Source organism: Sinorhizobium fredii NGR234 (assembly GCF_000018545.1).
Taxonomy (GTDB): Bacteria; Pseudomonadota; Alphaproteobacteria; order Rhizobiales; family Rhizobiaceae; genus Sinorhizobium; species Sinorhizobium fredii_A.
This window is the reverse complement of sequence record NC_012586.1, coordinates 1577694-1600847: the sequence shown is the minus strand read 5'-3', so window position 1 is coordinate 1600847 and position 23154 is coordinate 1577694. Positions and strand designations below refer to the sequence as shown.

The window sequence follows — 23154 nt, the reverse complement described above, 5'->3', positions numbered from 1 at the left end:
CTGACTGCGGAAGGCCTACGAGTTGAGAGTTGTAAATCCATGTAAATGGACACGCAGATTTCAAGTGGCTCCGGCCGGGGGAGCGTCGTCCTTGGGTGACGAGGGCGGACAAGCAGGGTGATCGTTAGGCGCTTCGGCCCTGGAAACGGCGGAGGAGAGCCGTCGGAAAACCATGTCGCGCTCGACGCGACGTTCCCAGCCAACCGCACTATCCTGTCTGGCGGCCTCGAGGGCGGCCTGAAAATGCGTCAGAGACAACGACGAAGCGTCCGAGGTCTGCTTTTCCAGGGCGATGAGACCGCCGACGCGGTGAAGTTCGGGGAGGCACCATCGCTCTCCAGAGGAAGCGCAGTGCTGAAGCGCAGCGTCGATTATCTGGAGCGCCTCGTCGTGGAGGCCCAACCCGGAAAGGGCCTGCGCCTCCACAACCTGGAATATCGTCAGGAAGAGAGTGAACCCGGCCTGCCGCAGCACATCCATGCTCCGCCGAATTTGTCGAGCACAGTCGCCGTAACATCCAGCCCGCAGAAGAAGCTCCGCTTCGAAGCAGTCGGCATAGGCGTTCCAGACGTCGAGGGAGAGCGCCATCGTGTGCTCGCGGAGCAACCGGATGTATTCCGTCGCCAGGTCGTCCCGGCCGGCCAGCAGCGCCAGCGGGCAAGCCGCCTCGGCCAGGACATTGGTGAGCGAGAGATAATGCCGGATGTCCGTCGCGTAGCGGACGGTTTCTTCGACCTCTCGCAGCGCCGAGTCCTCGTCGCCGAGGACCCATAGGCAGCGGGCCAGAATGATCCTCGCCGTCACCCTCTGATCGAACTGAAAGCGAACCGAGTGCCGGCTGCGAGGCACGCCCTCGTATTCGGCCAGCATCTTCTGTAGCTGGTCTCGCGCCTCGTCGTGCCGCCCTAGCCAATGCAGGGTCGCCCCACGCATTCGCTTGCCGACGATCGCGTCCGCTGGATCGGAGGAGTCGGCGGCAAGCACCGCGAAGCGTTCCGTGAGCGAAAGGCCCGAGCGGGGTTCGGCGCGGTTTATCGCATCGACCCAGAGCGCCCAGATCGCGCGAAGCTGGTGATCGACGTCGCCGAGTTTTTCGGCGATTGCCAACGCCGTAGTCCACGCCGCAATGCCATGCTCGGGGGCATCGGTCGATCGCATCTGCGGCCAGCCGAGGGCGGCATAGAGCTTCATCCTGCTTCGTTCGTCGAGATCGGGGCGGGGGTCCAGATAGTTGATCGCAAGAGTAACGGCCGAAAGGCACTCGTCCAGCAATGACAGCCGGAAGAACAGGGGCAGGGCGGCGACCGTGAGGCGGACGCCGAGGAGGTCGTCGCCGGCGGCGCCGAAGGCCCAGTCGAGGGCGGCGCGGAGACCGGGCGCCTGTTGCACGAAATCCTGGGGCCAATCGATCGACGTCGAATACAAGTCCTCCTCCGCAATCTCAAGGAGGCCGATCAGATAGAGCGCGAACCTCGTCATCACGGTGCGAGTGTCGCCAGATTCCAGAAGTCGCTCGGACGCATAGAGGCGTGTCGTGTCCAGGAGGCGGTAGAGCGGTGTCTCGAAAGGCGTTTCTGCGACGAGGAGGGATTTGGCAACGAGGGCGGCGATAAGCTCGTCGGCCTCCGGGTTCGAGAGGACGGCGATTGCGGCCTCGAGCGTGAAGCGCCCGCGAAAGACAGATAGTTCTCTGAGAGCTTGCTGCTCCTGTGGCAGCAGGAGGAGATAACTCCAGTCCAAGGTGGCACGGAGCGTCTGGTGGCGCGGAAGCGCGGTTCGCCGTCCTCGTGTGAGTACCTTGAAGCCGTTGGTCAGGGATCGGGACAGCGCATGGACGCCGATCGCTTCAAGACGGCCCGCGGCCAGTTCGATCGCGAGGGCGATGCCATCCAGCCTTGTGCAGATTTCGACGACATACGGCGCGTCGTCGTCGGTGAGTTCATAGCCGCCGAGGCACGCGTCCGCCCGATCGACGAACAACTGGACGGCTGGCCATGTCAGCGCTTTCTCCGCGGCGGCTTCGGGCGGCGGCACATCAAGGGGGAGGAGACGATGGACCCGTTCTCCTTCTGCGCGCAGCGGCTCGCGGCTTGTCGCGAGGATGCGGAGGTTTGCCGTGTCCGCCAGGAGGTTCTCCACGAACTCGGCTGCGCTGACCACCACATGTTCACAGCTGTCCATTACCAGAAGCAGGGCACGCGATTGCAGAGCCAAAGCGATATCGCGGATGATGTCGTCTGTTCTGGAGAGGACGCCCAAGGCCGAGGCGACCACCGTCGGGATCAGGTCACCGTTCGCAAACTCCGACAGGTCGATCCAGAGCACCTCGCTGTCGCTGGTCAGGTTCGAAACTACCGCCCTGGCGACTGTGGATTTTCCTATTCCGCCTGGCCCGGCGACAGTTACCAGACGTCCCCTGCCGAGCTGGTCGAGGATGGTCGCCACGACGCGCTCGCGGCCAAAGATGCGGGGCGGGGGACGCTCGGCGCGCAGTCGGAGGAGAGAGGGCGAGGAAACGACCGCCCGGCCGCGGCGTTCAATCGGTGCAATGAACCTGTACCCCCGTCCCGGAACGTTTGCGATGAATTGGGGTTCGCGCTGGGTGTCCCCCAGCGCTTTCCGAAGCGCGGAGAGGTGTACGCGTAGATTTGCCTCCTCGACGAAAGTGTCCGGCCAGACCTGCCTGACAATTTCGGCGTTGGTTTTCAGCTCGCCTGGATGGGAGAGAAGAAACAGGAGGATATCGATGGCACGGCTTCCCAGCGGGATGACGCTCCCGTTCCGTAGCAGGCTGCGCCTGGCGGGCGCTATCGAGAACGAACCGAAATGGAATGCATCTTCCACGCAACAGCCCCCACGAGAGCGTGCAGGTTGAGCCCATGGCGCATGGGATGTCAAATAACAAAGGAAATGGCTCCTGAGGCCCTTCACGGCTACCGCACTTTGGGATCGGATCGACGATGCCGCCATATAGCCTTGACCGGCGCTTTCCCAAGCAAGGCGTGTTCAATAGCTTCACCAATTGCACTCGGATGCAATCTGGGCGTTTCAGGTTCGAATACCTGGAGGCGAGCAAGAATGGGGAGGAACGCTCGCTATTGCAATGGACGGAGCGGCTGCAATGGCGCGCAATCGAGCCAATCCCCACGACTGCTTCCGATGACCGCACAGGGTCGCAACAGGTAATTCGCGCCGGGTACCAAGCGTCAGATTTTCACCACTAGGAGCGACACCCTGTCACCCCGCTTTCGCGTCTTGCTGTTCCGCCAGAAGCGCCTCGGCGATCGCGGCAGCATTTGTGACATGCACATTTGCCGCCTCATAGGCCGCCATGCCATCGCCGGCCTTAATCGCCTCGATGATCTTCTGCATCTGGGCCGGGCCCTGCTTGTCACGGTCGGGTGTCTTGATCGTCATGGACCGCAAATGATTGATCCGGGCCGTAATCGAATTGACGATGCCCCAGGCGACGTGGCGTCCGGAATTCTCGAAAAGCGTGCGGTAGAAATCCGTCGTGGCGTTGAGAACCGCGGCGAGTTCGTTGGCGGCATAGGCGGCGCGGATGCGCGCAAGGATGCGCTCGAGCTCGGCCACCACGGCCGGGTGCCTTTGTTCGGCACAGGCCTTCGCGGCGATGCCTTCGAGCACGCCGCGGATCTCGTAGATCTGCCGGGCCTCTTCCGGGGTCGTCTCGGCGACGATCGGACCGCGGTTCGGCTGGATGGCGACAAGCCCTTCGGATTCCAAATGGCGCAGCACTTCGCGGACGATCGTCCGGCTCACCCCGAGCTGATCGCACAGGTCGCGCTCGACAAGCCGTTCGCCGGCTCTGAAATGCATGTTGACGATAGCATCGCGCATCTTTTCGAGAGCAAGCTCGCGAAGGGTCTTCTCCGGCCGGAGTACCCGCATCGGCTGTTCAGACGCGCTCATGGACACTCCCTTCCGCCAACACCCCGTGGCAAATGCGCGATATCGATAAGAATCTCCGAGACGACAAAGCTCGTCGCGTATTATGGGATACCATAATATCACGTGGGAACACTTCTGTCAGCAGGGGAACGCATTATCGTGCATCCGAGAAACGGGTCGCAAGAGACCCGTCTGCCGGTCGGAAGGAACGTTCAGAAGTATGCCGCTTAGTTCGCGGCTCACTTCGCAGAAAGCGACTCGATGAGGGCGGCAATGTAGCCGTAGCAGAAGGCGAAGGCGACGCCGGTCGGGTCGCGGCCGCTGATCGTCGGGACGTGGTCGGGCATCACCATATATTCGTATCCGACCTCGTGATAGATCTTCAGCGAGCGGACCATGTCCATGTCGCCCTCATCGGGGAAGGTCTCCATGAAGGAAAGCTTGCCGCCGCTGATGTTGCGGAAGTGCAGGTTGAAGATCTTGCCGCGCGTGCCGAACCAGCGGATGACCTCGTCGATCTCCTCGTGCGGGTTGTCCAGCATCTCGCCGATCGAGCCCTGGCAGAAGTTCAGTCCATGATAGGGGCTCTCGTGCATCTGCACGAATTTCTTGAGCCCGTCGACCGTGCCGAGGACGCGCGTCACGCCGCGATAGCCGGGCGGCGTGTAGGGATCGTGCGGATGGCAGGCGAGGCGCACACGGTTGTTCGTCGCAACCGGCACGACCCGCTCCAGGAAATAGTCGATGCGCTCCCAGTTCTCGTCTTCCGACAGCACGCCGGCCAGTCCAGGCGCAGCGTTCTGGTCCATCCTCTCCCAGCGGAAAGCTTCGTTCATCGAGCCGCCACGGCCGCGTTCCATGTCGCTGCGGGGGATGCCGATCAGGTTCAGATTGTACTTGGCCGCCGGAATGCCGGCCCGGGCGCAGTTCTCGATCATGCGGCAGACCGCGTCGATCTGGCGATCGCGCTCCGGTCCGGCGAGCAGGATATCCGGATAGGAAGCCTTCTCGATCGGCTTCGAGGGCAGGGGGAGCTGGATCATGTCGAGCACCAGCCCGAAGCTTTCGACATGGTCGCGATGCCGTTCCAGATCCTCGAACGTCCAGCTTGCCGGGTCGCCCGGCGGATCGGCTGAGATGTTCCTGACGCCAAGCTGGGCGTAGACCCGGTAATCCTCGTCGTCGCGAGCAGCGACCTGCGTACCTACATACACGGACAGGCTCCTTCCCATACGGATTCGATGATGTCATATGACATAATATGAATTTTCTCAGACTGTCGAGCGGATTATTGCTCGGCGAGCCGTCGATACCGACGCTGGCTGGCGATGATATGCTTGCGCATCGCTTGCCGGGCGCGCTCGGGATCCTGGTCGGCAATGGCCGTCGCGATCTCGACATGCTCTTCGTGGACGCCGAGCAGATAGGCCTTGTTGGCAGCCTCTGGAAGAGTCGTGAACTGGCTGCGGGGAATGGCGCGCGGCCCGAACTGACGCATGACGTCGAGGTAGAAGCGGTTGTTGGTGGCTGCCGCGATCGCCATATGGAATTCGAAATCGGCCTCGACGGTCGGTTTGCCATCGTCGATGAGCTGCGCCATTTTCTTGTTGGCGGCGGCGATTACAGCTTCCTGCTCGGCGGTTCTGCGATAGGCGGCGATCGCCGCGGCCTCGCACTCGGTTGCCAGCCGGAATTCAAGGAGTTCGAGGGTTTCGGGGATGGTTCTTATCTCCACCGGCGTCAGGCTGAAGCGCTGGCTTGCCTTGGGGTCGCTGACAAAGACGCCCTTGCCCTGGATGGGACGGACGTAGCCAGCGGCGCGCAGGTCGGCGATCGCCTCGCGCACCACGGTCCGGCTCACGCCGAAGCTCGCCTCCAATTGCGGCTCGGTCGGCAGTTGATCGCCTTCCTTCAACTTGCCCACGTCGATCTGCCGGCGCAGCTCGTCGATCACCTGTTGCGCCAGTCTTTGCCTTCCGCCCGTCATCGTTCCCCTCTTCATCGCTGCCCTGCTCTTTGGCGCTGTCGCCGGAAAGCTCTTGCCAACGTCGTCGAATGCCGCTAATTCATAATACGACATACGGACGACATAATACGTCTTGTATAGTAGACCAGGGAGGAGTTTCAATGAAGCATTTTTCGAAGGGGCTCATCGCCGGGGCCGCGGCAATCGTCCTGAACTTTGCCGCCCCGACCGTCAACGCTGCTACTCCCGAGGACCAGTTGGTCATCGGAACCTCGCTCGCCCAGGTCCTGTCGCTCGATCCGCAGCAGGCCACCGAGGCAAAGGCCATCGAGATCATGTCGAATCTTTACGATCGGCTGGTGAAGACGGAAGACCGCAAGATTGCGCCGCAACTCGCCGAGAGCTGGGAGATCGACGACAAGGGCATCACCTTCCATCTGCGTGATGCGACCTTCGCCTCCGGCAACCCGGTGACCGCCGACGATGTCGTCTATTCGCTCGGGCGGCTAACCAAGTTGGATCAGGCATCCGCCGCCAATTTCAAGCGCATCGGCTACAAAGCCGACAATGTCGACAAGCTCGTCAAAGCGGTGGATCCGAAGACAGTGCGCATCGAACTCTCCGGCGAAACCACGGCGGAACTGCTGCTCTACCGGCTGGCGATGAACGTCGCAAGCATCGTCGACAGCGTCGAGGTCAAGAAGCACGTCGAAAACAACGACTACGGAAATGCCTGGCTGCGCACCAATTCGGCAGGCTCGGGCCCCTTCACGCTGAAGCGCTGGACGCCCAATGAAATGGTCATCATCGAGGCGAACGACAAGTATGTCGGCGGGGCGCCGCACATGCGCCGCGTCATTGTTCGGCACGTGCCGGAAAGCCAGGTGGCGCGCCTCATGCTGGAGCGCAACGACATTGATATCGCCAGCGCGCTGAGCGCGGCGGATCTGAAGACCTTCGAGGGCCAGCAAGGCTTCGAGGTTCAGCGGGTGCCGACCGGCGGCTTCTACGTTCTGTCGATGAATGCCGGCAACCCATATCTCGCCAATCCGAAGGTGCGCAAGGCGATCGCCTACAGCATAGACTACAAGGGGATCGAACAGACGATCATGGGGCCCTACGGCCGGGTCCGCAACGTGCCGGTGCCGGAAGATTACGAATATGCCATTCCCAATCCGGACTGGCATTTCGATGCGGCGAAGGCCAAGGCGCTGCTGGCGGAGGCGGGTTATCCGGACGGGTTTTCGCTGACGCTGAAGACCATCGCGCAGACGCCGCGCATCGACCTTGCGACCGCGATCCAAGGCTCGCTCGGCCAGGTCGGGATCAAGGTCGACATCCAGCAGGGCAACGGCTCCGACATCATCGCCGATCACCGGGCGCGCAATTTCGACCTGCTCATTCCGCAGACCGGCGCCTATATGCCGAACGTGCTCGGTGCCATGGAACAGTTCTCCAGCAATCCGGACAATTCGAAAGAGGCCAACAATGCGGGCAATTTCGTCTGGCGCTCGGCTTGGGACATACCGGAGCTGACGGTGCTGACCGCCAAGGCCTCGCTCGAGCCGGACGCGAAGAAGCGCGGCGCGCTCTATGTTGAGATGCAGGAGAAATTCGTCGAGCAGAAACCGGCGGTGCTGCCGCTCTTCGAGCGCTTCGAGCCGATCGTCGTCAACTCGCGCGTCAAGGACTATGTCGGTCACCCCAGTCTGTTGACGCGTCTCGAAGGCGTCACCAAGGCATCCGACTAGAGCGGGATAAGGAAAAGTGCGGGCGGCTTTCCGCCCGCATGCCGCTCTAACCTTTTAGAATCGATCACGTTTTATGATTTGGGTCGATCAGACCCAGAATCCCCGTGATCTACAGCGTCCGGGACACGGCCATGAAGGAACTTACCGCAAGTGAGCTGGCGCGGCGCATCCTGCACCTGATCGTCAGCCTGTTCATCCTGCTCTGCGTCACCTTCGTCATCGGCCGTGTCCTGCCGTCCGATCCGGTCGGCGCGATCGTCGGCGAACTGGCGGATCCAGCCGCCTACGAGGCGATGCGAACGCGGCTCGGCCTCGACCTGCCGCTCTACCAGCAGTTCTTCATCTACCTGCAAGGCCTGTTCCGGGGCGATTTCGGCCAGGCCATCCTCACGGGCAATTCGGTCGCCAGCGACATGCTGCAGGCCTTTCCGGCAACCTTCGAGCTGGCGACGCTGGCGGTCATCATCTCCGCCGTCGTCGGCGTCCCGCTCGGGCTCGCCGCTGCGCTGTTCCGGGACAGTTTTGTCGACAAATTCGCCCGCGTCGTGGCGCTGGTCGGGCACTCGACCCCGGTCTTCTGGTTCGGCATCGTCGGGCTGGTGATCTTCTATGCGGCGCTTGACTGGGTGGGCGGCCCGGGCCGGATCGACGTCTTCTACGAAGGCATGGTCGAGCCGGTCACCGGCATGCTACTCGTCGACAGTCTTCTTGCCGGCGAGACCGAGATTTTCTGGAACGCGCTGTCCCACATCATCCTGCCGGCCGCCATCCTTGCCTATATGGCCATGGCCTATATCACCCGCATGACGCGCAGTTTCACGCTGGAGCAGCTAAGCCAGGACTATGTGATCGCGGCGCGTGCCAAGGGCGCGGGGCCGGCCCGCACGGTTGCCCATCACGTGCTGCCGAACATTGCCGTCCAGCTCATCACGGTGCTGGCAATTTCCTACGGCAATCTGCTCGAGGGAGCGGTGGTGACCGAGATCGTCTTCTCCTGGCCGGGGATCGGCCAATACATGACGAATGCCCTGATGATCGGCGACATGAACGCCGTGCTCGCGGCAACCATCATCGTCGGCTTCGTCTTCATGCTGCTCAACTTCATTGCGGACATCGCCTATGCGGTCCTTGATCCGCGGACCCGGGAGGTGGCCCGATGAGTGACGCGATCCAGACCGATGCCGAAATGCTGCAGTCGCCGGGTCTGATGGCGCGCATGGGCGCGGCCGTCCGTGGCGCTTTCCGCAAGCTCGCCGAGGAGCCGCTCGGCCTTGCCGGCTTCGCGATCATCGGCCTGCTCCTGGTGGTGGCCGCCTTTGCGCCGATCATCGCCCCATACGACCCAACCGCCCAATCGCTGTCGAACGCCCTACAGCCGCCGAGCCTCGCGCATCTCGCAGGCACCGACGAGTTTGGGCGCGACATCTTCAGCCGCCTCCTCTACGGATCGCGCATCACCATCCAGACGATCTTCTTCGTCTCGATTATTGTCGGCCCGATCGGGCTCGTCATCGGCATCGTCTCCGGCTTCTTCGGCGGGCGGACCGACGCGATCCTGATGCGCGCCACCGATATCGTGCTGTCCTTCCCGTCGCTGATCCTGGCGCTCGCCTTCGCGGCGGCGCTCGGCGCCAGCCTTTCGACGGCGATCATTGCGATTTCGCTCACCGCCTGGCCGCCGATCGCCCGCCTCGCCCGGGCCGAGGCCTTGGTCGTCCGCAATGCGGACTATGTCGCCGCCGCCCGGCTCTATGGCGCAAGCCCGGTTCGGATCCTCTTCCTGTACATTGCTCCGATGTGCGTCCCCTCCGTCATCGTGCGCCTCACGCTCAACATGGCCGGCATCATCCTGACGGCGGCGTCGCTCGGCTTTCTCGGCCTCGGCGCCCAGCCGCCGGCGCCGGAATGGGGTGCGATGATCTCGAGCGGCCGCAAGTTCATGCTCGATTTCTGGTGGGTGGCGGTGATGCCTGGTATCGCCATCCTGCTCACCAGCCTCGCCTTCAACATCGTCGGAGATACGCTCCGCGACATCATGGACCCACGCCATGCAAGATCGTGACGCTTCGCCGATCCTCTCCATTCGCGACCTGAATGTTCGCTTCGGCCGGAACGCAATTGCCGCCATCACCGATGTCAGCTTCGACGTCGGCCGCGAGCGCGTCGGGATCGTCGGCGAATCCGGCTCCGGCAAGTCGACGACCGGCCGGGCGATCATGCGGCTGCTGCCGACCAAAGCCGGCGTGACCGCCAGCAGGATGGCTTTCTGCGGCGAGGAGATCCTCGACAAGACGCAACGGCAAATGGACCGGCTGCGGGGTCGGGACATGGCGCTGATCATGCAGGATCCTCGCTATTCGCTGAACCCGGTGCTACCGATCGGCAAGCAGATCGCCGAATCCGCCCGGCTGCATCTCGGTCTCAAGGGCAACGACGCGCTGAAGGCGGCGCGCGACATGCTGGTGCGGGTGCGGATCAGCGATCCGGACCGGGTGATGGGGCAATATCCGCACCAGATCTCCGGCGGCATGGGCCAACGGGTGATGATTGCGATGATGCTGATCGCGCGGCCGAAGCTCGTCATCGCCGACGAACCGACTTCGGCGCTCGATGTCAGCGTGCGCAAGGACGTTCTGCTGTTGCTCGATGAGCTGGTGCGCGAGAACAATTCCGGCCTCATCCTCATCAGTCACGACATCCGGATGGTCGCCAGCTTCTGCGACCGGATCGTCGTCATGTATCGCGGCCGGATCGTCGAGGAACTGACCAGCCTGGACGCGGCCCGGCATTCCTATACGCGAGCCCTTGTCGCGGCCATGCCGGATGCGCGCCATCCGGTGCGGCGCCTCGCCGTCATGGACCGCCAGGCGCTCGACCGCATCGGGGAGAGGTAGCGTGATCAGGGTCGAGAAACTCGATGTGGCCTTCGGCCACGGCCAAGGCCGCCATCATGTCGTACGCGAGGTCAGCTTTTCCGTGGCGCGGGGCGAGACGCTCGGCATCGTCGGCGAGTCCGGTTGCGGCAAGTCGACGCTGCTGCGTTCGCTGGCCGGCCTCGAAGGCGGCTGGACGGGAAGCATCTGGTTCGAGGGGCGCGAGGTCGGAAAGACCCGCGGGCGCGACGAGCTCAAGCTGGCGCAGATGGTGTTCCAGGACCCCTACGGTTCGCTCCACCCGCGCCACCGCATCGGCACGGCGCTCGCCGAGCCCTTGAGGGCGATGGGCTATCCGGACGATCGGCAGAAGGTGTTGCGGGCGTTGCGGCAGGTGGGCCTGCCGGCCGACTTCGCCAATCGCTTCCCGCACGAGCTCTCGGGCGGCCAGCGCCAGCGCGTCGCGATCGCCCGTGCATTGATCCTCTCTCCGCCGATCCTGCTGCTCGACGAGCCGACCTCGGCGCTCGACGTTTCGATCCAGGCCGAGGTGCTCAACCTCTTGGCGGACCAGCGCGACGAGCGAAGCCTCACTTTCGTGCTGGTCAGCCACGATCTCGCCGTCGTCGCCCATATGTGCGACCGGGTGCTTGTGATGAAGAACGGGGTCTTCGTCGACGAGTTGACGAAGGATGACCTGCGGCGCGGCGTCGCCCATCACAGCTATGCGCGCGAGCTCTTCGAAGCGAGCTTCCTTTAGTTTGAGGTCAGCATGTAACCGGGGGTGTTCATGCCGCGGGAACCAGGCTTCTGATTCTGTTGACGAGCTCGCTGCCGTCGAACGGCTTGGTGAGGCGCGGCAGGGAGCGAAAGCGCTCCGGCAGATCGGACCCGGCATAGCCGGTGAGCAGCAGGACGGGCACATGGCGTTCGAGCAGCTCGTCGACGAGCGGGTAGACGAACTCGCCGCGCAGATTGAGGTCCAGCGTCGCCACGTCGAATGTCTCGGCGCGCGATGCCGCGATCGATGTGCTGAGGCTGGTGAACGGTCCGATCACCAGATATCCGGCCGCGATTAGATCGTCCTCGATTTGCAGTGCCACCAGAAATTCGTCTTCGACGACGAAGACCCGGCATGGCTGCGCGGCGGTCATGGGGAGGGTTCGCGAGGGTAGGGGACATCGATCGTGCAGACCAGCCCTTGCGGCGCGAATTCCAGTTGGACTTCGCCGCCAAGGTCGGAGGCGAGGACGCGTTCAAGCAGCAAGCGGCCGAATCCGTTGCGTTTCGGGGTGAGGACCGGCGGACCGCCCGATTCGCGCCAGCGGATCTGCAGCCGATCGGCTTCCCGGGCAGACCATTCGATGTCGACGCTGCCGTTCTTCACCGAAAGCGCACCATGTTTGGCCGCGTTGGTGGCGAGTTCGTGCGCCGCCATGCCGAGGGTCAGGGCGTACTTCGGCGGCAGCATTGTCGGCGGACCGGAGAGCGTCACGTTGTTCTTGGCGTCGTCATGATAGGGTGTCAGCTCGTCGAACAGCACGGTTTCCAGCGCGACGCCTGACCAGCTTGCTTCGGCGAGACGCGTATGGGTTTGGGCGAGCGCCCTGATGCGGGCGTCGAACGAGCGATGCGCCTCGTGGACATCCGGGTTGACCGAAAAGGACTGGCGCGCGATCGAGCTTACGATTGCAAGCGTGTTCTTGACGCGGTGGCTGAGCTCGGCGACGAGAAGGTTGCGCTGCGACTCGGCTTCCTTGCGCTCGGTAATGTCCATGCAAACGCCGGCGAGCTTGCCCGGCTTCGCGGAATCCTGCGGCGAAAACTGCCCGAACGCTTCCATCCAGCGGATCTGCCCGTTGGGAAGCCTGATCCGGTAGACGATGTGGTAATCCTCCCGGGTCTGCATCGCCTTGGCGATTTCGAGCTCGACAAGGGGGAGATCGTCGGGATGAATGTCCCGCTTGAAATCGGCGAATGTGCCTCCGAATGTTCCCGGCTCGATATGATGGAGCGCCTCGAGACCCGGCGACCAGATCACCTCGCCGGTGCCGATGTTCCATTCCCAGGCGCCCATCCGTCCGGCGCCAAGCGCGATCTGCAGCCGTCGTTCGCTATCCTGCAGCGCTTCTTCGGCCTGCTTGCGCTCGGTTATGTCCACCGATGCCGCCACAGCGCCGATCACATCGCCGGTGGCGTCCCGCAACGGGGTCGCCTTTCCCAAGAGGTAACGCGATGTTCCATCGTCGAAGCGGACCTCTTCCTCGAAGTCAGGCACCGCTTCGCCGCGCGCCGCGCGTTGCACCGGGAGTTCGTCGGGCGATAGCATCTTTCCCATCGAGAAGACGTGGAAATTGTCAGGACGCTCGTCGGCCGGGGCCGACAGCGACAGGTTCGTATCCGGTGCCTGCCGAAGGAGTTCATAGGCGGCTCGGTTGCCGCTGATGACGCGGCAATCCGGGGTGCGCGAGATCCAGATCGAGGCCGGCACGGCCTCCATGATGGCCATCAACTCGGCGGCGCGTGCCCTCTCTGTCGCCTCGTTCTGCCGCAACTGCTGCTCCGCAAGGCGCCGTGCCTCTTCGGTGCGCATGCGCTGAATGCTGAAGCCGAGTTGCCGGGCGATCGTCAGTGCCACGCCGATCTCATTGTCGGTGAAGACATGCGGCAGGTCGTAATAGGTCATGAACTTGCCGATAAGTCTGCCGTCGGCGACGAGCGGAATGAAGCCGAGCGCCGCAATGCCTTCCGCTTCGATTATCGCCCTGAGGCCGGCCAGGGCCTCGGCGTGTGCTACATCCTGGAGGAAGATAGGCTCCGGGTCCTCCTCTTCGGCCGTCCAGGGGGAATGCCCGTCAACTGCGTCCCGATATTGTGACGAAAGACCGCGCCAGGCAACGAAGTGCATCGTTGCGGCGCTTTCGAAAAGCAGAATGGAGGCGCGGTGACAGCCGAGCGCCCCCTGGATGGCATCCAGCGCCGCTTGGTAGACCTCGGAGACACTCTGGGCCCGGTGCAATCTCTCGGTCAGGCGATAGAGTGCAGCCTGTTCGCGCAAGCGCACCGCCAGCGCCTCGCCGGACCGCTTCTGTTCGGTGATGTCGCGGGCGATCTTCGACGCGCCGACAATACGTCCTGCGGCATCGCGAACCGGCGAAACGGTCAGCGAGATTTCAACCAGGGCACCATCCTTGCGGCGGCGCGTCGTCTGGTAGTGGTCGATGCGCTCTCCGCTGCGGATGCGTCGGAGGATATTGGGCTCCTCGTTCTCATAGCCGGGCGGCATGAGAATGGTGATCGACTTGCCCACGACCTCGTCGGCCGCATATCCGAAAAGCCGTTCGGCGCCCTTGTTCCAGCTTGTTATGACGCCGTTCAAATCCTTGGTAACGATGGCGTCGTCGGAGGACTCGACAATTGCCGCCAGATAGCGGGAATCCTTTTCTGCGCTTTGGCGATCGGTGATGTCGACAAGGAGATTGACCGCGCCGGTCAGTTCGCCGGCCTCATCGAAGATCGGTGTCGGATGCGGCAGGAGCAACGCGGTCGAGCCGTCCGGACGAACCGCCACCAGCTCCTGTCCCCTGATAGGCTGGCGCGCTTTCAGCGCCATTGCCATCGGGCATTCGTCATGCGGCAACGGCGAGCCATCGGGCCGGCGAAGCTTCCAGCTGACGCACCAACGGTCCTGGCCGAGTTCCGGCTGACGCCCTGCCAGATCGGCCGCGGCCGGGTTGCAATAGGTGACGTAGCCCTCCGCATCGGTGGTGTAGACGGCAACGGCCAGTGCATCAAGTGCCGCTCGAAAATCCGGTGACCCCAAGACACCAAGATCGCCCAAAACGAATTTGGGCAGAGTCTCCGCACTGCACATAGCTCCCTCCGCACGCCGCATAGCACGAGACAACGCCGGTGAGCGGAGCTTTGTTCCAAAACGCCCCAAAAGAGCTAGGGGTGTGGAACCGCGCCTCGGGTGGTAGGTTCGCGGCCGGAGGGCGTAGCCTCGGGCTTGCGAAGGAGGTCAATCAAACTTGGAGACATGTGATGAGCAGAACTGTGCTGAATGCCGTGGGCAAGCCGCTTTATTATAGCGGAACCTCGACGGCCTGGTTTTCCGCCACCGGATCTGGGCCAACACTCTATGGCACTGCCGGCAATGATTCCATGTGGGGCGACAGTTCCGTCAACGTCACCATGATCGGCGGCAAGGGCGATGACATCTACTATCTCTATTCGGGGATCAACCGGGCCTACGAAGCCCCCGGCGAAGGCGTCGATACGATAAGCACCTGGATGAGCTATACGCTGCCGGCGAATTTCGAGAACCTGACGGTCACGGGAAGCGGCCGCTTCGCCTTCGGCAATGACACTGACAATATTATCAAGGGCGGCTCGGGAAGCCAGACGCTCGATGGCGGCGGCGGTGACGACGTCCTGATCGGCGCGGGCGGGGCCGACACCTTCGTGTTCGCGCGCGGCAACGGAAGCGACCTTATCACCGACTTTAACTTCGACGACACAGTTCGCCTGGACGGCTACGGGTTTACGTCCTTCCAGCAGGTCCTCGCCAATGCGAGCCAGGAAGGGGCCAATCTGCGGCTTGCTTTGGCAGATGGCGAGAGCCTGGTGTTCGCCAATACAACGGCCGACCAGTTGCAGGCACATCAATTCAGGCTCAGCCTCGATCGCTTTGTGCTGACGCAGACATTTTCGGACGAGTTCACCACGCTTCAGCTTCGAAGCGGCACGAGTGGCGTTTGGGATCCAAAATTCTGGTGGGCACCTGAGAAAGGAAGCTCGCTTTCCGGAAACGGTGAGTTGCAATGGTACATCAATCCGACCTACCAGCCGACGGCTTCTGCCAATCCCTTCTCGGTCAATGACGGCGTTCTGACGATCACCGCCAAACCGGCTTCGGAGGCAATTCAGGCCGAAATCAACGGCTATGACTACACGTCCGGACTTTTGACGACACATTCGTCCTTCGCCCAGACCTATGGCTATTTCGAGATCCGCGCCGACATGCCGGACGACCAGGGCGTCTGGCCGGCCTTCTGGCTGCTGCCCGCCGATGGATCCTGGCCGCCGGAACTCGATGTCGTCGAAATGCGCGGCCAGGATCCGAATACCGTGATCGCCACGGTCCACTCCAACGAGACCGGCTCGCAGACCAGCATTGCGAGTGCAGTGAAGGTTGCCGACGCCAGCGGCTTTCACAAATACGGCGTGCTTTGGACCGAGGATGAGATCGTCTGGTACTTCGACGATGCGGCGATTGCGCGCGCCGACACGCCGTCGGACATGCACGATCCGATGTATATGCTTGTCAACTTGGCGGTCGGCGGCATCGCCGGGGCTCCGAGCGACGGGCTCGCCGACGGGTCACAGATGAAGATCGACTATATCAGGGCCTATCAACTGGACGCCGACTGGCAGATCTGAACGATGACGAGCAGGGCTTGACGGATCGGCAACGCCAAGGCCGCCGATCCGTCTGCCGGAAGATCACTTCTGGATGCAGGTATCCGCGGTGTCCTTGGTGCATTCGTCGAGACCGGTAAAGACCGGATCCTCGACCGGCTTGCCGGCGATCAGGTCCATCATCACCGAGGGCGCCTTGTAGCCCATCTCGAAGGGCCGCTGCCCGACGAGGGCGGTCACCAGACCCTCCTTGGCGATGGCCACTTCCTCGCCGATCGTATCGGCAGCGCCGATGACGAATTCGTTCTTGGAAATCTTGTCGGCCATCGGCTTGAACAGGTCGCGGTAAGGCTGCGGCGCGCCGAACAGCGGCCAGCCGCCCATGATGCCGAAGGCATCGAGGTCGGGATTGGCGGCAAGGATGTCCGTCATTGCCTGCACGCCCTTGGCGCCGTCGTCATTGGTGAAGACCGGGCAGCCGGCGACTTCCGTCCACCCGCCTTCGCCCTTGAGTTCCGCCAGCCCTTTCTGACCGGTCAGCGCGTCGCGCATGCCTTGGGCGCGGCGCAGGATGTTGTCGGCGCCGGGATTGCCTTCGATGGTGCAGATCTTGCCGCCATTCGGCTTGCCCTTCTTGATGTACTCGCCGATGCGGAACCCCATCAGGTAATTGTCCGTACCGAGATAGGTCTTGCGCAGCGCTGAATCCTCGGCCGCGAGGTCCGCATCCAGCGTCATGACAGGGACTGTCGGATTGGCGGTCTTGAGCGTCTGGGCGATGAGCTTGGCGTTCGAGGGCGAAATGGCGATCGCCGCCGTATCCGCCTTGCCCAGCATGTCCTGGACGATCTGCGCCTCGCCGGCCTCGTCGGATGTCGAGGCGGGGCCGGTGTAGAAGCACTCATATTCCGAATCCGGATTTTCCTTGTTCCACTTCTGGCAGCCCTGGTTGATCGCCTCGAAGAACGGGTTGTCGAGGCCTTTCACGACAATGACAAGCTGCTTCTTCTGGGCCAGAGCGGTTCCGGCACTGAGCGCCAGGACGGCCGCGGCAAGCAATAACGCCTTTCTCATGCTTTCCTCCCTTGAACGCACGGACACCTCATGTCCGCGACACCAGTCAGCCGGGGTACCAGACGATGCGCGGATCCTCCTCCGCGCGTTCGTACTGCCAGGCCGAGTCTATAAGCTTCTCGAGATCGTAGCCGGGTTGCCAGTCCAGCAGATATTTGGCCTTGCTGTTGTCCATCCAGTTGGAGTGGAAGCGGCTCGGAATGTCGATGAAGCCGAGACCGCGCGTGCGGGCGAGATAGGTGGCGACTTCGCCGTAATCGACCGGTCGATCCATCGAGACGTTGAAGAGCTGCCGGACCGCGCGGGGGTTATCGATTGCCGCCAATATCGCCGAGACCAGGTCGTCGACATGGACGAAATTGCGCTTCAGCGGTCGCCCGTCGGCGTCCAGCAGCAACGGCACCGTGCCGTCCTTCGCATAGCGCCTCGCATCGGCTTCAGGGACGAGGTCCTTCCAGACCGGGCCTCCGAACACATCGTCGCCGAAGGATAGAGAGAATTTGAAGTCGTCCTTCTCCATGATCCAGGGCGCGCGCAGGCAGCAGCCGTTGATGCCGTACTGGATGCCATACTGCTCCAGCATCACCTCTTCGAGCACCTTCGACAGGGCGTAGCAGCCCGGATAGGCCCGATGCGGGGTCGCCTCGGTGATGGGGCCATCGTGACGATAGTGGAAGTGGCCGACGCCGGCATCGCCGCCGATGAGGATGAACTGCCGGCCGGTCTCGCTCAAGCGGAATTCCTCGAGCAGCCAGAACAGGCCCTTGACCGTCACGTCCATGACGCTGTCGGGCGTTTCCTTGCAGGTGGCGAGATGGACGACGTGCGTTACTCCGACGAGCGCGCGGGCCGCGACGTCGCGCTCGGCGATCGAGCCGCGGAACACTTCGACACGGTCTGTCTCGGCACACAGGCGGTTGTGGCAAAGCGCACGGATGCGCGCCCTGGAAAAACGCGGATCGTCAAGCAGCCCAGCGATGAGATGCTGTCCGACCTTGCCCGTTGCCCCGGTGACAAGGATCAGCATGCTCTCCTCCTGCTGATAGCTAATATCCACGCGCTGCGCGCGTCAACGAATATTTGTAATACAATATGAGTTCGCGCGCATGTACGTCTTTATTTGTAGGACGATTGATTGACGCTGTTCCGCGCATTTGCGTAAATGGAGATCGCATTCCCCTGGGGGAGGAGACCCGGGCGGCGGCGGCATATCGGCTTTTGCCAAGCGAGGTATGCTCGAAGCGCAGCTTCGGCAACAGGTATCGGGAGGCTATCGTGGCGGTTCTCGAACTCGCCAACATTTCCAAGCATTTTGGCGCCATCCAGGCGGTCAACGACGTGTCGTTTTCGCTCCAGGCGGGCGAGGTGGTCGGTCTCATGGGCGACAACGGCGCCGGCAAGTCCACCATCGTCAAGATGATCGCCGGCAACTATCGGCCGAGCCACGGTAGCATGCGCATGAATGGTGCCGAACTCGTCATGCACCGCCCTGTCGAAGCCCGCCAGCACGGCATCGAGATCGTCTACCAGGACCTGGCGCTCTGCGATAATCTGACGGCGGCGGCGAACGTCTTCCTCGGGCGCGAATTGCGGCGCGGCGTCGGTCCATTGCGCATACTCGATTACAAGTCGATGTACCGGCGCGCCGGAGAGATATTCAAGGAATTGAAGTCCGAAACGCGGCCGCGCGACCTCGTCAAGCAGATGTCGGGCGGGCAGCGGCAGGCGGTGGCAATCGCCCGCACCATGCTTTCGGAAGCGAAGATCGTGCTGATGGACGAACCGACGGCGGCGATCTCGGTCCGCCAGGTGGCGGAAGTGCTGAATCTCATTCGCCAATTGCGCGACCGCGGCATCGCCGTCGTGCTGATCAGCCACCGCATGCCTGATGTCTTCGACGTTGCCGATCGCGTCATCGTGATGCGGCGCGGCCGGAAGGTTGCAGACAAGGCGATTGCGGCGAGTTCGCCGGAAGAGGTCACGGGCCTGATCACGGGGGCGATCGAAAAGGTCTAGCTAGAGCAGGGAAAGCGAAGGTCGGTCATGGCAATTACCTTGGATCGGGCGATCGGGCAGAAACAGCAGAGCTGGGTCACCTCGGTTCTGGCAAGCCAGACGTTCTGGGTGCTGATCGCCGTCATTCTGGCCTGCCTCTTCCTGTCGGTGGCGACGGATACCTTCGCGACGCCGAAGAACCTCTACAACATCACCCGCAATTTCACCTTCGTGGCGATCATTGCGCTCGGAATGACGCTGGTGATCATCACCGGCGGCATCGACCTGTCGGTCGGCTCGGTCCTGTGCCTCTGCAGCATGGTGCTCGCGGTGGTGATGAATGCCGGCTACAGCATCGAGGTCGGGATAGCCGCTTCGGTCGGCACGGCCCTCGTCATCGGGGGGTTCAACGGCGTCATGATCGCCTATCTCGGCTTTCCACCCTTCGTCATCACGCTCGGCATGCTGTCGATCGCGCGCAGCCTGGCGATGGTCGCCTCCAACAATACCGTCGTCTTCCAGTTCGGCCCGGATCACGACATGCTGCTGGCGCTCGGCGGCGGCGCCTGGTTCCTGGGGATCGCCAATCCGGTGATCTACATGATCGTGCTGGCGCTGCTGACAGGCTTCGTGCTGCGCTGGACGAAGTTCGGCCGCTACGTCTTCGCAATCGGCGGCAACGAGCACGCCGCGACGCTGACCGGCGTTCCGGTCCGCCGGATCAAGGTTGCCGTCTACATGATTTCGGCGCTTTCGGCGGGCGTGGCCGGCATCATCCAGACCGGCTGGCTCGGCGCCGTCACCACCAATATCGGCGCCGGCATGGAGCTTCAGGTGATCGCCGCGGCGGTCATCGGCGGCGCCAACCTGGCGGGCGGGGTCGGTACGGCTTCCGGCGCCCTGATCGGTGCGGCCCTGATCGAGGTGATCCGCAACAGCCTCGGCCTGCTCGGCATCAACGCCTTCTGGCAGGGAACGTTCATCGGCGGGGCGACGGTGCTCGCCGTTCTGTTCGATCGCATCCGCAGTTTCCGCCAGAGCGAGTAGGGCGCGGCCGACGGGTGGCAGAGCCCTTCAACCCTTGGCGAGAATGCGCTGCATCTCCTCCATTGCGGCGTCGAGTTGCGGGTCGCGCCCCGCCGCATAGGGTAGGCTGAACGACGCGGCAATGTCCGGTTCGACGCCGCGACCTTCGAGGCGCAGACCGTCGTCGATGACCGCATCGGAGACCGCCACTTCCAGAAGGCTGTCATCGGGAAGAAGAAAGGCCCGGCCGGCGAGCAGTGCGCCGGCTGTGCGCGCGCCGACGAGGGGTATGCCATTCACCTTCAGGGCGTGGGCGAAGAGCTCGAGGCCGCTTCTCGAACCCTCATCGATGATCGCCACCACCGGCCGGCGCCAGCGAACGGTTCCGAGCATGTCCTTGCCGTCCCGCGAGATCAGCCGGAATGTCGGTACGCCCCCGACGAAAAGGTCCGCTGCGTCCGGTGGACCCCCGCCCCAACGGCCGCGCAAGTCGACGACAACGCCGTCAGCGTCCTTGAGGCGGCCCCTTGCGAGCTCGCGGGCGACGATCTCGAGGCCGTCGCGGGTGGAGAGGGTCCAGAGCCGCAGATAGCCGATGCGCCGGCCCTCCCGCTCGGTGACCGCAATGCTGCTCTCTATCGCCTTCTCGAATGTGCGCAGCGGCTGCAGACGCTCGACGGCGACCGTGACGGTGATTGGCGGCGCCTCCCGACGCCGGCGCAGCCGGACGTCGACAGTGCGCCCGGCCTTGTCTTTGAACGATGCGATCTCACGGTACGGCAGGCCGTCCACGGAGAGGATCTCGTCGCCGACCCTGATGCCTGCCCGGGCGGCGGGCGCCCCGTCATAGACATCGCTGGCGAAGCGCAGCCCGCCTTCGAGGTGCGTAACCATGCCGATCCCGGCATAGCGAACCTCGCCGTCCGGCGGAAACAGGCGTTTGATGTCGTTGCGGATGGCAAAACGGAATATGTCGGCCAGTTCATAGTAGTCGATCGTATCGGCGGTGAAGCGGGCGGTATGTGAAACGCCGAGACTGGCGAGCACGCTCTCGACCGCCGCGTCGACGCGCTCCCCAGGGCTCTTTGCCGTCAGCGCTTCGCGCTCATCCGTCACTTGGCGGCGGACCGCAGCGCCGAATCGATCGAGCGCCGATGCGTCATAGAAATTGTCGACGACCAGCTCGACGGCGCGGTCGAACACGGAATGGCCGGAGCGGGGCAGATCCAGGGCGAAGCCTTGGGCGGGCACGAGCAGGAGCAGGAGCACGAAGGGCAGGGGGCCGAACGGTTTCATCGTCGCGGAGCCATGTTTCCATCAATGCGCCAACTGTATCCGCAAAGCGGCAGTCGGATCGAGGCTTCCATCAACAACATTCCGTGAAGCGGCGTAGCCAGTTCGTTCCGGCCTCTTCCCGGAACAAGCACGGCGCGTGGGGGTTCGGCTGACGGAGCTTCGGATCCGTGAAAGCCATGATCCTTTACTTGGCGGCTTTCGCGTCGCTCGTTCTCACCGCATTGAGTTTGGGTCCGTCATTCGCGCATGTTCTCGAAGCGCCGCCGCGGCTGAGCGTATGGTCGCCGGAGCTTTGGCGCGAGGCGACAGTCTTCAACGGCCAATTCGCGTTGTTCGCCAAGGTCGGCGCGCCGCTCGACGTCGGGTCCATCCTGATGGCCTCGGTTTTGGCCTATCTAGTCGCCAACGAGAGGCCGGCCTTCTGGTTTGCCTTGGCTGGCGCAGGGCTGCTGACGGCCGGTTTGGCGGCCTGGTTCACAATCGTTGCACCCGCCAATGCGATAGTGGCCACTTGGAAGCCCGAATTCATTCCGCCGGATTTCGACGCCGTACGGTTGCGATGGGAGATCGGCCACATGGTGGTGGCTGCCGCGAAGCTGACGGCTTTCGCGTTCCTATGCGCCTCCGCGCTGGCACCGCGTCTGCCGGCGGGGATCAGCTAGGCACAATTGGGCTCAACTGCGCCCCTCGGGATTGCGGTGACGCAAATGCCCGAAACGAAAACGGCCCGCCGCGGCCGCACGCACCATCATCATCTCGCCGATGGTTTCATGGGTCATCAGGCCGACCAGGCGGTCCATGTTGTCCATGACCGCGATCGCAGGTGAACTCGCTTCCTGCATGAGCCTGAGGCTTTCGTCGAGGCGTTTGCGATGGTGGATCCTCGGCACGTCGCGACGCATCACCTGGACGACGGGTGTTGCTGCGCCCTTCTCCTTCAGGGTCCGGATCATATCGTCCCGCGTCAGCAGGCCCTCGAAATGGCCGGAAGCATCCACGACCGGAAACTCGCGCTGCGTCGTCGCAAGCAGGGCTTCGATAGCCTCGTCGATGCTCGCCGTGCGGTCGAGCGTTGCGAATTCGGTAATCATCACGTCGCTCACCAGAACACTGCCGGACACCTCGCGGATCTGGGCGTTCTGCGCTTCCGCGGTCGCTGCCAGATAGACGAAGATCGCGATGAAGATCAGCAGCGGATTGTAGAACAGGCCGACGAAGCCGAAGACGAAGGCGAGGCCTTGGCCGATGATCGCAGCGATCTGCGTGGCGCGCGGCCAACTCAAGCGCGAGGCCAGCGCGGCACGCAAGACGCGGCCGCCGTCCATGGGAAAGGCCGGGATCATGTTGAAAAGCACCAGAAAGACATTCACCCCGGCGAGCCGCGCCAGGAAGCTCATATGCGGATCCTCGATCCCGGCGATCTGTTCGAGGCCGACGGAGGTCCTGAGCAGGAGAATGATGATGCCGGCGATCGCCACGTTGACAAGCGGTCCGGCGATCGCGATCACGAATTCCGCCCCCGGTTCTTCCGGCATGCGCTCGAGCCGGGCGACGCCGCCAATCGGGAGAAGCGTGATATCCGGCGTCCTGATGCCGAAATGGCGCGCCGCGGCGATATGGCCGAATTCGTGCAGAACGACGCAGGCGAAGACCGCCAGGACGAATGCGACGCCTTCGAGGGCGGCCGGCGTGCCGCCGATCCTATAATGCATCAGCCAGATCCAGACGAGCAGCAGCGCAAAGGTCACATGCACGCGAAGCGCCGTGCCGGCAATCGTTCCAATCCTGAAAGACCAAGCCATGTCCGCGATACGCTCCTGCCGTGCCGTCCAGCTCCGGC

The 23154-nt window shown here is 63.2% G+C and carries 19 protein-coding genes; 9 read left to right on the top strand and 10 right to left on the bottom strand.

Features of this window, described 5'->3' with window-relative positions:
• Positions 1–60: 60 nt before the first annotated feature.
• From NGR_RS07575 to NGR_RS07560, 4 genes are all read right to left on the bottom strand, one after another.
• Entirely contained in the window at positions 61–2844 is a 2784-nt protein-coding gene (locus NGR_RS07575) for an ATP-binding protein (RefSeq protein WP_015887663.1), read from the bottom strand.
• A 393-nt stretch (positions 2845–3237) separates the two neighbouring features.
• Positions 3238–3933, bottom strand: a complete 696-nt coding sequence (locus NGR_RS07570; RefSeq protein ID WP_015887661.1) for a GntR family transcriptional regulator — start codon at positions 3931–3933, stop codon at positions 3238–3240.
• 218 nt (positions 3934–4151) lie between these two features.
• Positions 4152–5126 (bottom strand): mannonate dehydratase, encoded by a 975-nt coding sequence (locus NGR_RS07565; RefSeq protein ID WP_015887660.1) that lies wholly within the window; start codon positions 5124–5126, stop codon positions 4152–4154.
• Positions 5127–5200: 74 nt separating this feature from the next.
• On the bottom strand, positions 5201–5914 hold the full coding sequence (locus NGR_RS07560; protein ID WP_015887659.1) for a FadR/GntR family transcriptional regulator: 714 nt from the start codon (positions 5912–5914) through the stop codon (positions 5201–5203).
• A 125-nt stretch (positions 5915–6039) separates the two neighbouring features.
• On the opposite strand from NGR_RS07560, the gene NGR_RS07555 reads away from it, so the two are divergent.
• From NGR_RS07555 to NGR_RS07535, 5 genes are all read left to right on the top strand, one after another.
• On the top strand, positions 6040–7629 hold the full coding sequence (locus tag NGR_RS07555; RefSeq protein ID WP_015887658.1) for an ABC transporter substrate-binding protein: 1590 nt from the start codon (positions 6040–6042) through the stop codon (positions 7627–7629).
• A 131-nt stretch (positions 7630–7760) separates the two neighbouring features.
• Complete coding sequence (locus NGR_RS07550; protein ID WP_015887657.1) at positions 7761–8789, top strand: ABC transporter permease; 1029 nt, start codon at positions 7761–7763, stop codon at positions 8787–8789.
• A 26-nt stretch (positions 8790–8815) separates the two neighbouring features.
• Positions 8816–9691: an ABC transporter permease gene (locus NGR_RS07545; protein ID WP_432654023.1), complete on the top strand. Its 876-nt coding sequence runs from the start codon at positions 8816–8818 to the stop codon at positions 9689–9691.
• A complete protein-coding gene (locus NGR_RS07540; protein WP_015887655.1) occupies positions 9678–10523 on the top strand; it encodes an ABC transporter ATP-binding protein in 846 nt (281 codons plus the stop codon). The genes NGR_RS07545 and NGR_RS07540 overlap by 14 nt, the downstream gene beginning before the upstream one ends.
• Before the next feature lies 1 nt (position 10524).
• Positions 10525–11262, top strand: coding sequence for an ABC transporter ATP-binding protein (locus NGR_RS07535; RefSeq protein WP_015887654.1), 738 nt, complete (start codon positions 10525–10527; stop codon positions 11260–11262).
• A gap of 28 nt (positions 11263–11290) precedes the next feature.
• On the opposite strand, the gene NGR_RS07530 is transcribed toward NGR_RS07535, so the two are convergent.
• Both NGR_RS07530 and NGR_RS07525 read right to left on the bottom strand, forming a co-directional pair.
• Positions 11291–11656, bottom strand: a complete 366-nt coding sequence (locus NGR_RS07530; RefSeq protein WP_015887653.1) for a response regulator — start codon at positions 11654–11656, stop codon at positions 11291–11293.
• Entirely contained in the window at positions 11653–14376 is a 2724-nt protein-coding gene (locus NGR_RS07525; protein ID WP_015887652.1) for a PAS domain S-box protein, read from the bottom strand. The genes NGR_RS07530 and NGR_RS07525 overlap by 4 nt, the downstream gene beginning before the upstream one ends.
• Before the next feature lie 170 nt (positions 14377–14546).
• Here NGR_RS07525 and NGR_RS07520 point away from each other — a divergent pair, with 170 nt between their 5' ends.
• Positions 14547–15944 carry a family 16 glycosylhydrolase gene (locus NGR_RS07520; protein WP_015887651.1) on the top strand — a complete coding sequence of 466 codons (1398 nt, stop codon included), beginning with the start codon at positions 14547–14549 and terminating at the stop codon, positions 15942–15944.
• A gap of 63 nt (positions 15945–16007) precedes the next feature.
• Here NGR_RS07520 and NGR_RS07515 read toward each other — a convergent pair whose 3' ends face one another.
• Complete coding sequence (locus NGR_RS07515) at positions 16008–16997, bottom strand: sugar-binding protein (RefSeq protein ID WP_015887650.1); 990 nt, start codon at positions 16995–16997, stop codon at positions 16008–16010.
• 46 nt (positions 16998–17043) lie between these two features.
• Positions 17044–18024 (bottom strand): NAD-dependent epimerase/dehydratase family protein, encoded by a 981-nt coding sequence (locus tag NGR_RS07510; protein ID WP_015887649.1) that lies wholly within the window; start codon positions 18022–18024, stop codon positions 17044–17046.
• A gap of 65 nt (positions 18025–18089) precedes the next feature.
• Between NGR_RS07510 and NGR_RS07505 the strand changes: the two genes are divergently transcribed.
• The gene (locus tag NGR_RS07505; RefSeq protein WP_015887648.1) at positions 18090–19013 is read left to right on the top strand and encodes an ATP-binding cassette domain-containing protein; all 924 of its coding nucleotides are present in this window, start codon (positions 18090–18092) and stop codon (positions 19011–19013) included.
• Between the two features lie 27 nt (positions 19014–19040).
• Positions 19041–20039: an ABC transporter permease gene (locus NGR_RS07500; RefSeq protein WP_015887647.1), complete on the top strand. Its 999-nt coding sequence runs from the start codon at positions 19041–19043 to the stop codon at positions 20037–20039.
• A gap of 27 nt (positions 20040–20066) precedes the next feature.
• Here the strand turns inward: NGR_RS07500 and NGR_RS07495 are convergent, their stop codons facing one another.
• On the bottom strand, positions 20067–21314 hold the full coding sequence (locus NGR_RS07495) for a S41 family peptidase (protein WP_015887646.1): 1248 nt from the start codon (positions 21312–21314) through the stop codon (positions 20067–20069).
• A gap of 176 nt (positions 21315–21490) precedes the next feature.
• On the opposite strand from NGR_RS07495, the gene NGR_RS07490 reads away from it, so the two are divergent.
• Positions 21491–21976 carry a hypothetical protein gene (locus NGR_RS07490; RefSeq protein ID WP_015887645.1) on the top strand — a complete coding sequence of 162 codons (486 nt, stop codon included), beginning with the start codon at positions 21491–21493 and terminating at the stop codon, positions 21974–21976.
• A gap of 12 nt (positions 21977–21988) precedes the next feature.
• Here NGR_RS07490 and NGR_RS07485 read toward each other — a convergent pair whose 3' ends face one another.
• Positions 21989–23116 carry a site-2 protease family protein gene (locus NGR_RS07485; RefSeq protein ID WP_015887644.1) on the bottom strand — a complete coding sequence of 376 codons (1128 nt, stop codon included), beginning with the start codon at positions 23114–23116 and terminating at the stop codon, positions 21989–21991.
• Between the last annotated feature and the right edge of the window lie 38 nt (positions 23117–23154).